This is a genomic window from Bacillus norwichensis (genome assembly GCF_014836955.1).
GTDB classification, from domain to species: domain Bacteria; phylum Bacillota; class Bacilli; order Bacillales; family Bacillaceae_C; genus Siminovitchia; species Siminovitchia norwichensis.
Genome location: NZ_JACSPV010000067.1, coordinates 1 through 14,017, shown reverse-complemented (window position 1 = coordinate 14,017; position 14,017 = coordinate 1). Strand labels below are relative to the sequence as shown.

Annotated in this window: 13 protein-coding genes and 1 pseudogene; 3 read left to right on the top strand and 11 right to left on the bottom strand. The window is 38.4% G+C overall.

Annotated features, from left to right (window positions below):
• Window positions 1-948 precede the first annotated feature (948 nt).
• Complete coding sequence (locus tag H9631_RS21235; protein WP_318246848.1) at window positions 949-1,233, top strand: hypothetical protein; 285 nt, start codon at window positions 949-951, stop codon at window positions 1,231-1,233.
• Window positions 1,234-2,025: 792 nt separating this feature from the next.
• On the opposite strand, the gene H9631_RS21230 is transcribed toward H9631_RS21235, so the two are convergent.
• The 3 genes and pseudogenes from H9631_RS21230 to H9631_RS22480 all read right to left on the bottom strand — a co-directional run.
• A complete protein-coding gene (locus H9631_RS21230; RefSeq protein WP_191816308.1) occupies window positions 2,026-2,253 on the bottom strand; it encodes a hypothetical protein in 228 nt (75 codons plus the stop codon).
• A gap of 373 nt (window positions 2,254-2,626) precedes the next feature.
• Window positions 2,627-2,917 (bottom strand): hypothetical protein, encoded by a 291-nt coding sequence (locus H9631_RS21225; protein WP_191816306.1) that lies wholly within the window; start codon window positions 2,915-2,917, stop codon window positions 2,627-2,629.
• Between the two features lie 150 nt (window positions 2,918-3,067).
• A pseudogene (locus tag H9631_RS22480) lies at window positions 3,068-3,291 on the bottom strand (insertion element protein); the annotation flags it as partial.
• 306 nt (window positions 3,292-3,597) lie between these two features.
• Between H9631_RS22480 and H9631_RS22940 the strand changes: the two are divergent.
• A complete protein-coding gene (locus H9631_RS22940) occupies window positions 3,598-3,723 on the top strand; it encodes a site-specific integrase (protein WP_404801763.1) in 126 nt (41 codons plus the stop codon).
• 149 nt (window positions 3,724-3,872) lie between these two features.
• On the opposite strand, the gene H9631_RS21220 is transcribed toward H9631_RS22940, so the two are convergent.
• The 8 genes from H9631_RS21220 to miaB all read right to left on the bottom strand — a co-directional run bounded on the left by H9631_RS21220 (window position 3,873) and on the right by miaB (window position 13,027).
• The gene (locus H9631_RS21220; protein WP_191816304.1) at window positions 3,873-4,133 is read right to left on the bottom strand and encodes a hypothetical protein; all 261 of its coding nucleotides are present in this window, start codon (window positions 4,131-4,133) and stop codon (window positions 3,873-3,875) included.
• A gap of 138 nt (window positions 4,134-4,271) precedes the next feature.
• Window positions 4,272-4,688: a DUF5367 family protein gene (locus H9631_RS21215; RefSeq protein ID WP_191816302.1), complete on the bottom strand. Its 417-nt coding sequence runs from the start codon at window positions 4,686-4,688 to the stop codon at window positions 4,272-4,274.
• Window positions 4,688-5,272, bottom strand: a complete 585-nt coding sequence (locus tag H9631_RS21210) for a TetR/AcrR family transcriptional regulator (RefSeq protein WP_191816300.1) — start codon at window positions 5,270-5,272, stop codon at window positions 4,688-4,690. Before H9631_RS21210 ends, H9631_RS21215 begins: the two co-directional genes overlap by 1 nt.
• A gap of 216 nt (window positions 5,273-5,488) precedes the next feature.
• Window positions 5,489-7,372: a DNA mismatch repair endonuclease MutL gene (gene mutL / locus H9631_RS21205; protein ID WP_191816298.1), complete on the bottom strand. Its 1,884-nt coding sequence runs from the start codon at window positions 7,370-7,372 to the stop codon at window positions 5,489-5,491.
• Window positions 7,373-7,393: 21 nt separating this feature from the next.
• On the bottom strand, window positions 7,394-10,000 hold the full coding sequence (gene mutS, locus H9631_RS21200; RefSeq protein ID WP_191816296.1) for a DNA mismatch repair protein MutS: 2,607 nt from the start codon (window positions 9,998-10,000) through the stop codon (window positions 7,394-7,396).
• A gap of 245 nt (window positions 10,001-10,245) precedes the next feature.
• On the bottom strand, window positions 10,246-10,791 hold the full coding sequence (gene cotE / locus H9631_RS21195) for an outer spore coat protein CotE (RefSeq protein ID WP_191816294.1): 546 nt from the start codon (window positions 10,789-10,791) through the stop codon (window positions 10,246-10,248).
• A gap of 264 nt (window positions 10,792-11,055) precedes the next feature.
• Window positions 11,056-11,484, bottom strand: coding sequence for a RicAFT regulatory complex protein RicA family protein (locus H9631_RS21190; RefSeq protein WP_191816293.1), 429 nt, complete (start codon window positions 11,482-11,484; stop codon window positions 11,056-11,058).
• A gap of 1 nt (window position 11,485) precedes the next feature.
• Window positions 11,486-13,027 (bottom strand): tRNA (N6-isopentenyl adenosine(37)-C2)-methylthiotransferase MiaB, encoded by a 1,542-nt coding sequence (gene miaB, locus H9631_RS21185; RefSeq protein ID WP_191816291.1) that lies wholly within the window; start codon window positions 13,025-13,027, stop codon window positions 11,486-11,488.
• A 492-nt stretch (window positions 13,028-13,519) separates the two neighbouring features.
• Here miaB and H9631_RS21180 point away from each other — a divergent pair, with 492 nt between their 5' ends.
• Window positions 13,520-13,945: an SDR family NAD(P)-dependent oxidoreductase gene (locus tag H9631_RS21180; protein ID WP_191816289.1), complete on the top strand. Its 426-nt coding sequence runs from the start codon at window positions 13,520-13,522 to the stop codon at window positions 13,943-13,945.
• Window positions 13,946-14,017 lie beyond the last annotated feature (72 nt).

Sequence of the window (14,017 nt, the reverse complement as noted above, 5' to 3'; positions counted from 1 at the left end):
ACTTGAGCAGTGGTTCTCTGGCCTTCCCAACTACATCAAGGCTTATTTGCCAATTTCTCTCTGCGAAAGTTGAGTTATAATGATGGAAATCTTAGAACAATCTTAGTTGGTGACAAGCCTGCTCCAGTTCGGACTTCGTTTGATGAGAATGATCCATTTCGCCATTCAAGCGTTTTCGAGAATACCTGCTGGCTGGCCTTCCGTTTCACATAACTCTCTTTTCAAACATCATATTATACTTTTATGTGATTATATTACTGACGAGCTAATTGGTCTCATTGAATAAAAGCTTTTATAATAATAATATAAAACAAACAATCAAGCATTGAAACAAAGCTTGATTATTTACCATAATATCATTTTGACGTAAACACCAGTACGGAATCACAAGAAGTGTTGATGTATCAACAGCTAGCTTCTTAACACGTTTCGAATCAACACTTAAATCATTTAATGCCCGGAAGTGCTTTGGTATCATCATACGGCTTGATTCTCAACGCAGGTTATGGCCTAGTCTTAGCTTATTTGGCTTCATTTTACGCTCCCCTCCTTTGCCTTACTGAGGCTGCAAATAATATGTTGGCTTGGTTAAAGGTGCGAAATAGTTTTTCATGGTAACAGTAGGCTTTTTAGTCTGGAATCAGTAACGGCTATTACTTTTATTCAGATGTGGAATTCCATCTAACTTTGTCGATCAAATGGACATTGTTTTCGGATATTTATTTGTTAACATAAATACTATCATAGGTTGGTATACCACCAACTGGAAAACCCTGTGGTATCGTTTATTGAGACAAATTTAATTTATGGGGTTCTTATTTAATGAGATAAAGTTGTTTGAAAAATATAACCATTTCACTACATTTAAAGGGCTATTTAATTGAAGAAAGCTTATTCTGACAAGCAGGTTGGTACAAGAATGGTACAATCAGTTTGAGGAGGGCATGTATGTTGAAATCAAGAAGTATATGGTCAATAGTCTGTATAATATCGGGATTACTCTGCTTTGGATTAAATTGGATCATAGAAGATTATTCTGAACTTATTGTATTTATAGGAACTATTTTTATATCGTTAGGGGCTATCTTTAGTTTTATTGCTATTTTTAAAAAGGAAAAAGGTAGTATGAAATTTGTATCACTTGTTTCTTTCTTTATTATCCTATTTATAATAACTTGGTTTGAAGCATTTCAGGCTCTCCGTACAGTAACTTGGCTTAAAAATACTGTTTAATTTTTTGATCTGCAACCTAAAAACTGTAAATGTTGTATTCGGACTTTTGTTTTATGTGCTGGAGAAAGGAGTTAAAATATTTGTTTGTTGTAGAAATTTTACGTGCAATAGCTAGCGTATTATTGATTTTTAGTGCTGCTTTCTATTTACGGCATTTGGAAAAAGACTAAAAAGCAAAGAAAACTTTCAACCTTTGAATTCACAATGTCCATAATCATACAGATTGCGTATGGCCTCCTTGCAATCAGTTTGTTGATGTCGGTGTTTATTAACTGATTATTGTGTTGGTGAATATACAAGTTTTTCTCCATTTCTGCGATCGGGCGCGATTGTGGAGGAACCCGGTAAGATCACCGATAAAATGTATATCCCGTAACAATAAGCCCGGTGTTGATCGGGCCTGTTTTTTTGTTTATGAAACTTTATTTAAGAACTTGTAAAATTTGTGGAAAAGCACTTTTTATTAAAAAAATATCGGATATACTGAATGTACCCTTTACAAGGCTACTAAACATACCCTTGGATTCTACCTCCATCGAATCCAGGGGGATTTTTATATTTATTTAATCACTATGCTGGTCTCCGGCCCGACATAAAAATTCCGCTTGCCACAATTTGTATTGATTGTGACCACATAAGGATACGGCCTGTCCAGATATCATAAGCTAGTTTTATAATGGTTGGCTGCGCTGTAATCGACAATATCATCACATCGAACCTATTCGACAAAAGGGATTATGTTCCTACAATTAGGCATTTACATATCACCGCCACCTCCGAAGTCTCTACACTCTATTCGTCTAAAAACTCGATCATTTTTGTTGCTTCGAGTAATCCGACTAATTCGACTTGATCCATTTCTGTACAAAATCGATATATCGTTCCATCTTCGTCGTCTTGAATAATAGCAATAGCGCGCTTTACTTTCATTTTCGCTATATCTTTCTTCGCTTCATCCATAACGTCATTCGGTGTGAGATAACCTTTTTTTCTCGTTTTATATGTTTCTATATCATTCATGTAATCACCTCAATATAAAAAGCGCCCCTATCTGTCAACCCACTTAAAAGGTGGATACAGATACAAACGCTTGGATGGGGATTTTCCCTCCCCGTCCTGCCTTCCATTCTAACATGTGGGTTTTCCCTTTTGCAATTTCGTTCCATATATGCCATTCGTTTCACTTAATTGAATGACAATTGCATCTCCAATCCTCTTCTTGTTCGCTCTTAGCAACAACGCTTTGCTGTCATAAAAAAAGAAGCCCGATTATTATTCTAACGGGTTCTCTTCAGGGGACAAAATTTTAGCACCGATGCTTTTTAAATTGCTCTAATATATAACATAAAAAATCGTCAATCATATCCGCCATTTCTCACACTGTTCCAATGGATTACATAGACCAAACAGAAAAATATACCATTATATAAATTATATTAGATACTATTGCAATCATTGATTTTACTAACGGTTTTTCCTTGAGTATTATTGAACCAATTCCTAACATAGCTCCGCCAAATGATACCATAACTGGTAAAACTATATTGCCAAAAAGTACGATTTGGTAAATGGTTCCGAAGATTCCTCCACCCGAAAACTGAATTCTAATCATCAAAAAAAGCAAAATATTTAATGACAAATTGAAGCCTATGCACATAAACGAGAACTTACTTAACTTGCCCATCACCCCAAAACTCCTTCACCCTGTTTGTTATTTTACCTTCTAATCTTAGCTAATATTTCCAACATCCTTTATTAATTTCTCTGTTTTTTACGCTCACCTTAAATCCAATATATCTTCAAACCTACATCTCTTGTTGGTGATCCCCAAACGCTATACTGAAGTCAACTTCTACTTATCATATGATTTATAAGGCAGGCAGAGGTTGTAATAGGTTCGGAGAATAGGTGGTAGCCATTTGTGCGTATTTGGGATTGAAATTGGAATAAATGTAACTTTTCCGGTCACCTCTCGTAGTAGTGTGGGCGTTCCAGAACCGATAATTTTCTTCGGATATGTTGGATAAAGAAGCTGGTGGAGTGGTCATTTACATTCAAAAAACAGCAAAGAAGCATTTGGCCTAAAGTGGAGGAACATCAATTTCAAACAAAAAACGATAACCGTTGATTGTACCCGGGACCATTATGGTGAACGGTCTCCCAAGACAAAAAACAGCTATCGTACTATCCCGGTTGATGATGTTTTGGTGAACCAATTAATCGCATATTAAAAATGGTGCTTAGAAACAAAGTTTGCTTCTGGTCTGAAATTAGATATAGAAAACGATCTTGTGTTTCTATCAAAGAATAGCAATATTTTACAATTTACGTTTAAAACAATATATGCTTAGTTGAAAAAAGAGAATATCCGCATTAGAAAATATATCACCTCATGGATTGAGGCATACACATGCAACGATACTAATTAGCAACGGAGTTCCTCCTATAACTATAGCTGAATCGGCTGGAGAATACTTCGGAAATGATTAATACTGTATACTCACACTCTTTCAAAGAATTGGAAGAGAAAGCAGTCACTGTTTTCAGTGAAAGTCTTGCATCTGGGACTAAAATGGGGGCTAAATATAAAATTAGCCCCCAACCCTTTGATACACTAGTGACTGCTCATCGCTTTCACTTTATTTACCGTAATAGGCTATTGCAATGGAAACAATAAACACAACGAACATTAGTGCCGCGTACATCCATGACAGCCTTTTAATATTATATTTTAATGACGTCTTTTCATAGTCATGGGAACGCGCCAATTCGTCTGCGATCGTATCCCCTTCCTCTTCATATTGTTTCATTTGCCTCGAAACATCTCTTCCCACCAGAAATGTTCCTATTAGCGCGGCCACACTCACAATAACCCCGCCGATGATCATATAAGCGGTCATATATTTCACTCCTTGACATCCTATACCATCATTATACCGTTTTGCTAAAATATTTCATGGATTTAAAGTGAAATCTGTTACAAATTAATGGTTTTTTAGGCTGCCATTTATATCATATGCTTAAAAAGTAGATAATGTTCATTTTCCCAGACTTTCGGAATGTATGAAAAGATTCAAGTTAAACAATAAGGGGATCACTAAATATAATGCATATGCAAAAGACATCCATACAGTAAAAGCAATCATCTGTGAATCATCTAATGTTGGAAAAACCATATCGTGATTAGATAAAGTAAATGTGTCTAGCGCTAAACCAATAATAGTGCCAATCACCCCAAACTTTAATGGAGCATTATTTGCTTTGTCGAATAATAGATACACATATGTAACACCACACAATAAAATTGACGTTCCAACTAATAATAGGAAAATGCTGATAACAAACTCATCTGTAACGGGGCTAAAAAGAACCCGTTCTCCAAAAAATCTAAAAAATAGTGTGGCAAATAACCATACTAGAACACCCCACATTGCCGTGAATAAATAGCCTTTCATTAATCGCCCTCCTTACTCGCTAATGTATTGAGCCCATTGATTAATTGCGTGAACTCCTTGTATGTTTTTTCAACAGGAAAATCCTTTTGTAACAATGCCTGTAAAGCCACCCCGTCGGCAATAGCATTTAATAGAATTCCCCACGTCTCAGGTGAAACCCCTTCTATAGGGGATTCCGTCCACAAGTTTGATACATTCTCTGTTAGAGCCTTATTTTCTGTCATAATAATTTCGCCAAGCTGACCTCTTATTTTCTCATTATTAAAACTTGAAGCAACCAATGAAAGAAACAATTTATGAAAAAACGAATCATATGAACAACGACTTTTAGCTGATGTAATAGCTTGTTCAATCACATATTCCCTGCTTAGAGATATCTCTTGCCAGCTGGTTTCACAAATGTCTTGAACAATATCGATTAACAACTGTTCTTTCGTTTTAAAATGATAATAAATTGTACCTTGTGTAACTCCTGCCGTATCAGCGACCGCTCTTAATGTGAATTTTTCAATACCTTTATCAACCAGACACTCCTTAGCATATTTAATTAAATCGTCCTTACTTATCACATTTGGTTTTGCCATCTTATCATCACCTTTTAGTTATTCAACTAACTAACTACATATTACCAGCTTAAATGAACCATTACAATCTTTTTCCCTCGCCGTTCTATGTTCGACATGTGACTGAACTACAAGATATTCCGATGATCTATGTAGTCTTTGTACCATTTAAAGTTTGAGGTCAAGTCATTAAAACAACAACGCAAAACCCTTATCAAGGATTTCACGTTGTTGTTTTTACATAATCCGTTTAAACATCTTTTCCATATCTGTAATGGAAAAATGTACAATAATCGGCCTGCCGTGCGGACAAGTAAAGGGATCTTCTGCCCTTCGCAATTCATCCAACAAAGCTTGAATTTCATCGTCGCGCAAATATCGGTTCGCTTTGATGGCGGCCTTGCAGCTCATCATGATGGCTGCTTCCTCACGCAGTTTTTTAATATCAATCTTATGCATTGAAAGCAGCTGCTCGACGATTTCTTCGATGATTGTCTGCTCCTGTCCTTTTGGGAACCATGCAGGATGTGACCTGACAATAAAACTGTTCATTCCAAAGTCTTCCAAAAAAATACCGACAGACTGAAGCTCTTCCATATGCTCCTTGATTTTTAAGGATTCATCAACTGAGAACTCCAAAGTAAGTGGAACAAGCAATTGTTGCAAGTCCATCGTCACTTTGCCAACCTTCTCACGGAAGTATTCATATTTGATCCTTTCTTGTGCAGCATGTTGGTCAATCATATACAAACCGAGTTCGTTCTGAGCAAAAATATAAGTGCCGTGCATTTGTCCGATTGGATAAAGTGCAGGAAAACGTTCTTTTTCACTAACGATTTCTTCTGGTTCATCAACAGCTACGCTTTCCAGTTCTTCAATCTCTTCAACCTTTTCAATGATCTGCACGTTTAGTTCATTTGTTTTAGATATTTGCGAAGCCGGTTCATAGCCAACAGGATCATAAAGCTTTTTCATTTCTTGAGTTGGAAGCAGTTTATCTTTTTTATACGATGTTGTTACCGGCGGCCTCCAGTCTGGCTTTGCAGTATTTTCTGTTGGAGGCTCTAGCTTAAATTCCGTCTGGACACTCATTGGATTTTTTTTCGGCGTCGGTACAACCCCCGAAGGAATCAGCTGCTCTTTTTTAAATGCTTGTTTGATTGTTTCAGTAATGAATTCTTTTAATTCCTGTTCTTTACTTAGCCTGACTTCCAGTTTTGCTGGATGGACATTTACATCCACTAAAATCGGATCCAGTTCAATGGATATCAACGCAATGGGAAAGCGACTGATGGGTAGAAGCGTATGATAGCCTTCCAACACAGCTTTCACAAGTGAATAATTTTTGATAAATCGGCCGTTAATCATTGTCGATAGATAGTTACGCGATGCCCGCGTCATTTCAGGGCGGGAAATGAATCCAGATACCGAAAAATCCAATGATTGGGCATGTATATGGATCATATCCCTAGCAACGTTTTTTCCATAGATCGCTGCAAGGACTTGCCTGATATCTCCATTGCCGTTAGTATGAAGCAGGATCCGGCCATCGTGGCTCAGGCGAATAGATACGTCTGGATGAGCCAATGCTAAACGGTTGACCACGTCAGTAATATGCCCAATTTCGGTATGAAGGGTTTTTACATACTTTAGCCGGGCCGGCGTATTGAAAAACAGGTCAGAAACCGTGATGTCTGTCCCTTTTCGGGACGGAGCTTTTTCATGTGTGATGAGTTTTCCGCCTTCCAATATCGCTTTTGTACCGTCTTTTCCCTCCCTAGCTGTAACCAGGGTAAGACGCGAAACAGAGGCGATGCTTGGAAGGGCCTCTCCCCGAAAACCAAGGGTTCGGATTCTGAATAGGTCATGCTCATCTTTTATTTTACTTGTTGCATGCCTTTTAAAAGCTGTGACAATATCTTCTTCCCCAATACCGTTTCCGTTATCAATAATACGTATTTCACCGAGGCCAGCTTCTTTTATATTGATTTCAACGATGGTGCTTCCAGCGTCAACGGAATTTTCCACCAGTTCCTTGACAACAGATGCAGGGCGCTCAACAACTTCTCCGGCGGCTATTTTATTGGACAAAGCTTCATCCAGCTCTATAATTTCACGCATTGTTTCGCTCCTTCCCTCTGTTTATTTCCTAATTTTTTTCTGCAGCGAATATAAAACATTTAAAGCTTGCAGAGGGTTCATCTCAAGCAAATTCAAACTCTCGATTTCTTTTAAAACCTTTTTCTCTGTCTTGCCAACAGCTGAATCCTTCGGTTCGGAGAAAAAGGCCAATTGCTCATTTGAAGCATTCGAAACCGGGGATTCTTTGACTGCTTCCCCTAAAGTAGGTTCCTCTTTTGTCTTGCCATTCGATTTCTCCAGTTGGCTTAAGATTTCTTCAGCACGCTGGATCAGCGTTTCAGGCAACTCTGCTAATTCAGCGACATGGATACCATAGCTTTTATCAGCGGCGCCATCCTTCACTTTATGCAAAAACACGAGTTTACCTTGATGTTCAGCAGCACTCACATGGACGTTTTTTAAACGGGACAGTTGTTTATCCAGCCCCGTAAGCTCATGATAATGAGTTGAAAATAGAGTTTTGGCACCAATCTCTTCGTGGATATATTCTATGATTGCCTGTGCGAGCGCCATCCCATCATATGTAGATGTACCGCGACCGATTTCATCGAATAAAATTAGACTATTTTGAGTAGCATGGGTGATGGCATTTTTCGCTTCCAGCATTTCAACCATAAACGTACTCTGCCCTGATATTAGATCGTCCGCAGCCCCAATTCTAGTAAAAATTTGGTCAAAGATTGGGAGCTTGGCGTTTGATGCGGGTACAAAACAGCCAATTTGCGCCATGATGGCTGTCAGAGCAACCTGTCTCATATACGTGCTTTTTCCTGACATATTTGGCCCCGTAATGAGGAGCATTTCCCTTTTGTCATCCATCATGCAGTCGTTTGGAACATATTCCTGTGACCCCATCACTTTTTCGACGACCGGATGCCTCCCGTTTTCAAGAGTCAGTTCTCTTGTGAAATGAAGCGCTGGTTTCACATAGTGTCGGGCCTCACTAATTGCTGCAAAGCTTTGGAAAATATCAATCTCACTGATGATTTTTGCAGTTTTTTGCAGCCTCGGAATAAACTGTTTTACTTGATCCCGCAAATCAAGGAATAAATCGTACTCTAATTCAATGGATCGTTCATCTGCCTGAAGAATTAAAGCTTCTTTTTCTTTTAGCTCGGGAGTTATAAATCTTTCAGCATTTGTCAATGTCTGCTTTCGTTCATATCTTCCCTCTTCCAAAAACTTCACGTTAGCTCGGGTCACTTCAATGTAATAGCCAAAAACCCTGTTGTATCCAACCTTTAATGATTTAATGCCCGTTTTCTCACGTTCATCCTTTTCCAATGTGGCAATCCAGTTTTTTCCGTTTCGGCTTGCATCGCGATACTGATCTAATTTCTCATTATAGCCATCTTTGATGATTCCACCTTCTTTAACAGAGATCGGTGGGTTTTCAGCTACCGCGCGCTCTAGCAAATCGGTCAAGTCTTCACAAGGGTCCAATGCCATGGCAAGCTTGTTCGTTTCCTCGTGATCCATGCCTTCTATTAAACTGCGTATTGCAGGTACTTGCAGCAATGATTTTTTCAACTGGATGAAATCACGTGCATTTGCATTTCCAAAAGCCACCCTACCAGCAAGACGTTCCAAGTCATAGACACTTTTTAAAAGCTCCTGCAAATCGAGACGTTCAAAATAATGTTCCATGAATAACTCTACCAAGAGCAGGCGCTTTTCTATCAATGACTTACTGATTAAGGGTCTGTCCAGCCATTGTCTTAAAAGACGCCCACCCATTGCAGTGGATGTTTCATCCAAAAGCCAAAGCAGCGTTCCTTTTTTATCTTTTCCACGGATGGGCTCAGTAATCTCTAAATTCCTCTTAGAGTAAAAATCTATTTTCATAAATTGGTTATTTTCATAGATTTCAAATGGTTGCAAGTGATCGAGACTGCGCTTTTGTGTTTTTTTCAAATAATGAAGCAACCTTTGTACAGGCTCCTGCAATTCTTCAGCATCAAGCTTTTGAAGAATTTGCTGGAATTCATCGTGCATAAAGGAGTTTTCTTCATACGAAATAACCGCTTGGCATCTTTCTTTGATTTTCTCAAGAAGGTCTACGTCTTCCTCTGAGGATGTTACAACTTCCTTTGCCCCAATTGTAGCCAACTCATTTAAAAGCAAGTCAACAGATCCTTCCAACACCGTTGCTCTGCCCTCACCAGTTGACAGATCCGTATACGCAACTCCGTATGACTGGTTGTTGAAATTGGAGATTGCTGCGATGTAATTATTCTCTTTCGCTACAATGCCTTTTCCATCCATTACCGTTCCAGGGGTGACCAATTGGACAACTTCACGTTTGACAACACCCTTAGCATATTTAGGATCTTCTGTCTGTTCGCAAATCGCCACTTTATAGCCTTTTTGTATTAAATTTTCAATATAGCCTGCAGCCGAGTGATGCGGAACACCACACATGGGAATCTTCTCTTCCGAACCTCCCTCTCTGCTGGTCAAAGTAATTTCCAGTTCTTGGGATGCCTTCAATGCATCTTCAAAAAACAACTCATAAAAATCGCCTAGACGAAAAAATAAAAAGGCATCCTTGTTCTCTGCCTTTACTTTTAAATATTGCTGTATCATTGGTGTATATTGCTGACCCATATGTACTCGTTTCCTTTCCATTCGAACACTTAGAATGATTATATCATACCATCTTTAAAGCGTGAGATTCCAATATGAAAAAGTGGATAGCCTGAAATAGGTTCCTATTTTTTAACAACACTAAACCCATAAAAAAACAGTGGACGCTTTAAGGAAGCCTTCCATGCAACCCTACTTTTCAGAACAGCTGATGCTTTATAGTCCGTGGTATAAAAAAGAAAAACCGGGGGTTTCCCGGTCTACACCTATTCTTCTTCATGTGCTACAAGAAAGTCTGGATCAATTTCTTCAAATTCTTTATCATCTAGTTCATCTTCCCAATCATCGTCATCACACGAGCATTTATCGTGATGTATAGCAACACAAACTTTTGTTTCACCAATGACCTCAACTAGGAATTCTCTCTCGACATTGACTAGTATCCTATTCCCCTTCTTAGATATGACAGCTTCGACACAATTTGGCTGCTGGAGTACTTTGGCAGAGACAATTTTATCATCCAGACAATCAGGATCACGGTACTTCAGCTTGATTACATCCTTATAATCAACTTTTTCGGTCACCACAGATGTCTTTGTATTATCATGATGGGAATACCAAACATTAATATCAAAAGAGCCACAGACTTCGACGTTTTTGCCTACTTTCCGCGCTTCGTATTTATGGTTGATAATCCAACAGCCCAGTATGCTCGAAGGATGATGTGGCGGGTCGATCGTATGATTGGACAGTGTCATTTTGCGCCCTTTCGCAACGACCGCTTTTGTTATAATTTCTCTATATTCTGCCATTCGAGCGAAACCTCCTCATTCATTTTCATTTCATCGTATGCATTCATCTAGACTCCTGTGCTTAATTCGCCTGTCATTGCCCGCCTATATTTAGGCAGTTATCCAGAATCTCATCCAATTATTTGATGGGATCTCCCATCCAAATAAAACTAGATAGAGCCTGATTGTTCATTATAAAATATGGCAGTTATCATGAAGGGGTATTTTGTCCATTAAAAAGAGCCCCGCCCAAATGGGCAAAGGCTCCGGATTTTCATTCATGTTTTAAGAGCAGCTGGATGGACTGTTCTTAAGTTTTGACCCTGTATCTCCCGTCAATAAATCCCCGCCCGTAGACACAAGGATTTCATCTGTTACTTTGTTGGAAATGGCACTAGCAACCATTTGCAGCAAATCGTTGACATCAGTTTGTGACTGCTTAAATTCCTGAACAATAGGAATCTCATCCAATTCCTTCTCAAGCTTTTCAATCTTTTCTTCAACTAATTCCAATGCCCGCTCTTTTTCGTAATGCTGAAAATTGACCGCCTGCTTTTGTAAGCTTTTGATGCTTGCAATCATTTCTCTCACTTTTTGATTTTCGTTAATTTGAGCTTCTGCACGCTTGAAAAAATCTACTTCTTCTGTTTTGGCGATCATGCCTGCCAATTCATGTGCACGTTCAACAATGTCTTCTTTTGTATATTTTGCCATTTTAATTCACCTCAGCTGCTTCTCGTTCTTCAATCATGACTCCATCTAATGTCCATGTTTTTGCCTCAACGATTTTCACATTGACTAATTGCCCAATGGCAGATTTTGGCCCTTTGAAATTTACAAGTTTATTTTTTCGTGTATAACCTGCAAGAACATCAGGATTATTTTTACTTTCACCTTCTACAAGGACTTCCACAACCTGACCTTCAAACTTTTTCATAGCTTTTGCGGAAAGTTCATTCACCAACTGATTCAAACGCTGCAATCTTTCTTTCTTCACTTCCATTGAAACATTATCCTTCATTTTTGCAGCAGGAGTGCCATCACGCGGTGAATAGATGAAAGTATAGGCTATTTCAAATCCAACTTCCTTATACAGCGTCATTGTCTCTTCAAATTGCTCATCCGTCTCATTTGGGAAACCGACGATAATATCAGTTGATAAGGAAACATCAGGGATGGCCGCTTTGATCTTTCTCACAAGCTCGAGATACTGTTCACGGTTATAAACACGTCCCATGATTTTTAAAATATCACTAGAGCCTGATTGAACCGGCAAGTGAATATGCTCCATCATATTTCCTTTTTTCGCAAGGACCTCGATAAGACGATCATCAAAGTCACGTGGATGGCTTGTTGTAAAACGGATACGAGGGATATCGACCATTCTTAATTCATCCATCAAGTCTCCAAGACCGTACTCTATATCGTCAAAGTCTTTTCCATACGCATTGACGTTTTGTCCTAGAAGAGTGATTTCCTTATATCCTTGCGCAGCCAGATGACGGACTTCCTGGATAATGTCTTGAGGTCGTCTACTTCTTTCTTTCCCACGTGTATATGGGACGATACAGTACGTACAGAATTTGTCACAGCCGTACATGATATTGACCCAAGCCTTGATATTACCCATGCGAACTTTAGGGAGGTTCTCAACGATGTCCCCTTCCTTAGACCATACTTCAATAACCATTTCCTTGGACATGTATGCCTCGTTTAAAATGTTCGGCAGTCGATGAATGTTGTGTGTTCCAAAGATCATATCGACAAAATGGTGCTTTTCTAAAATTCGATTTACTACTGATTCCTCTTGCGACATACAGCCGCAGACACCGATCAACAGATCGGGTTTTTCCAATTTCAGCGGTTTTAAATGTCCCAGTTCACCAAAAACTTTATTTTCCGCATTTTCACGGATAGCGCATGTATTCAAAAGAATGACATCTGCATCCTCAACAGTTTCAGTATTTTCGTATCCGAGTCCCATAAAGATACCAGCCATGACTTCAGTATCATGCTCGTTCATTTGGCACCCATAAGTACGAATGTAAAACTTTCTTCCTTCTCCCATGCCGAGAAATTGTTCAGGAAGTTCAAAGTCTTTATGATATTTGATTTCTTCCCGTCCCCTTTTTCTAGCATCTTTCAAGGAAGGTGGCATATAGACAGTTTGGAAATACTTACTGTAATCCTTCTCTTTCTTTTCAGAGGAAGCGTTTTGCTTTACTTGCTGGCTTTCCAAACGCTGATTCTCATTCATAAAAATCCCCTTTCTATTTATAAAAGACAAATTCGGCCTATTGAAAGCCAGAATGGATGTAAATACAATGCAGGATTTTTCCCATACATTCTATTAGTATAATCTCTTTTTTTTTTGAATACAACAGACGGCTACTTTTGTACATAATTATTCAGAAATACCGTTGTGAATTTGACTGATCGACTAAGTAATATAAAAAAAGAGCTCTTAAAAGCCTCTATAACATACAAATAATGAAGAGGAATCAGCAGGTGTTTTGTTAAAACTTATGCTAAACGACTTGAATGTGATGCACTGAAGCTAAAGGATTAATAAGACATTTGAATACTTTGCGTTTGTTCGGTTAATATAAATTCGGGAAAACAAAAAAATTCCTAAAGCAAATCACTTGAAAATGACCTTCAAAATGTTAAACTGTAAATAAATCAAATATCTCTAATTCGAGATACTAGATTTGTTTACATATTTTCTGAAAATAGGGAGGAATTCATCATGAGCACGAAAAAAGTAGCAGTCATTACAGGTTCAGCTCAAGGAATTGGAAAAGGATTAGCTGAACGATTAGCTAACGAAGGGTTTTCAATTGTATTAAGTGATATTAACCAAGAAATTTTAACAGGAACCGAAAATGAATTTAAAAATAATGGGTTTGAAGTTACATCGTTCGTTGGTAACGTTACAAAACCAGAGGACCAAGCTGCGTTAGTTCAACATGCCGTGGATACTTTCGGCAAGGTAGATGTATTTATTAATAATGCAGGTGTAGAAGGACAAGTAGCTCCTCTTATAGGTGCAGACCCCAAAGCAGTTGATTTCACATTTGATGTCAATATTAAAGGTGTTATCTACGGTATTCAAGCTGCAGCAAAGCAAATGATAAAACAAGGAACTGGTGGAAAAATAATTAATGCTTGGTAAGCCCCCAATCAAACAACGCATATTTTTATGCAGCCCCTCTTAGTATGATCAATGTATCAACTGAAGGAGGTG

Excerpts from the sequence above, each read along its gene's own strand:
- H9631_RS21235 (WP_318246848.1), top strand. The coding sequence starts at position 949 with ATGTTGAAATCAAGAAGTATATGGTCAATAGTCTGTATAATATCGGGA.
- H9631_RS21230 (WP_191816308.1), bottom strand. The coding sequence starts at position 2,253 with ATGAATGATATAGAAACATATAAAACGAGAAAAAAAGGTTATCTCACA.
- H9631_RS21225 (WP_191816306.1), bottom strand. The coding sequence starts at position 2,917 with ATGGGCAAGTTAAGTAAGTTCTCGTTTATGTGCATAGGCTTCAATTTG.
- H9631_RS21220 (WP_191816304.1), bottom strand. The coding sequence starts at position 4,133 with ATGACCGCTTATATGATCATCGGCGGGGTTATTGTGAGTGTGGCCGCG.
- H9631_RS21215 (WP_191816302.1), bottom strand. The coding sequence starts at position 4,688 with ATGAAAGGCTATTTATTCACGGCAATGTGGGGTGTTCTAGTATGGTTA.
- H9631_RS21210 (WP_191816300.1), bottom strand. The coding sequence starts at position 5,272 with ATGGCAAAACCAAATGTGATAAGTAAGGACGATTTAATTAAATATGCT.
- mutL (WP_191816298.1), bottom strand. The coding sequence starts at position 7,372 with ATGCGTGAAATTATAGAGCTGGATGAAGCTTTGTCCAATAAAATAGCC.
- mutS (WP_191816296.1), bottom strand. The coding sequence starts at position 10,000 with ATGGGTCAGCAATATACACCAATGATACAGCAATATTTAAAAGTAAAG.
- cotE (WP_191816294.1), bottom strand. The coding sequence starts at position 10,791 with ATGGCAGAATATAGAGAAATTATAACAAAAGCGGTCGTTGCGAAAGGG.
- H9631_RS21190 (WP_191816293.1), bottom strand. The coding sequence starts at position 11,484 with ATGGCAAAATATACAAAAGAAGACATTGTTGAACGTGCACATGAATTG.
- miaB (WP_191816291.1), bottom strand. The coding sequence starts at position 13,027 with ATGAATGAGAATCAGCGTTTGGAAAGCCAGCAAGTAAAGCAAAACGCT.
- H9631_RS21180 (WP_191816289.1), top strand. The coding sequence starts at position 13,520 with ATGAGCACGAAAAAAGTAGCAGTCATTACAGGTTCAGCTCAAGGAATT.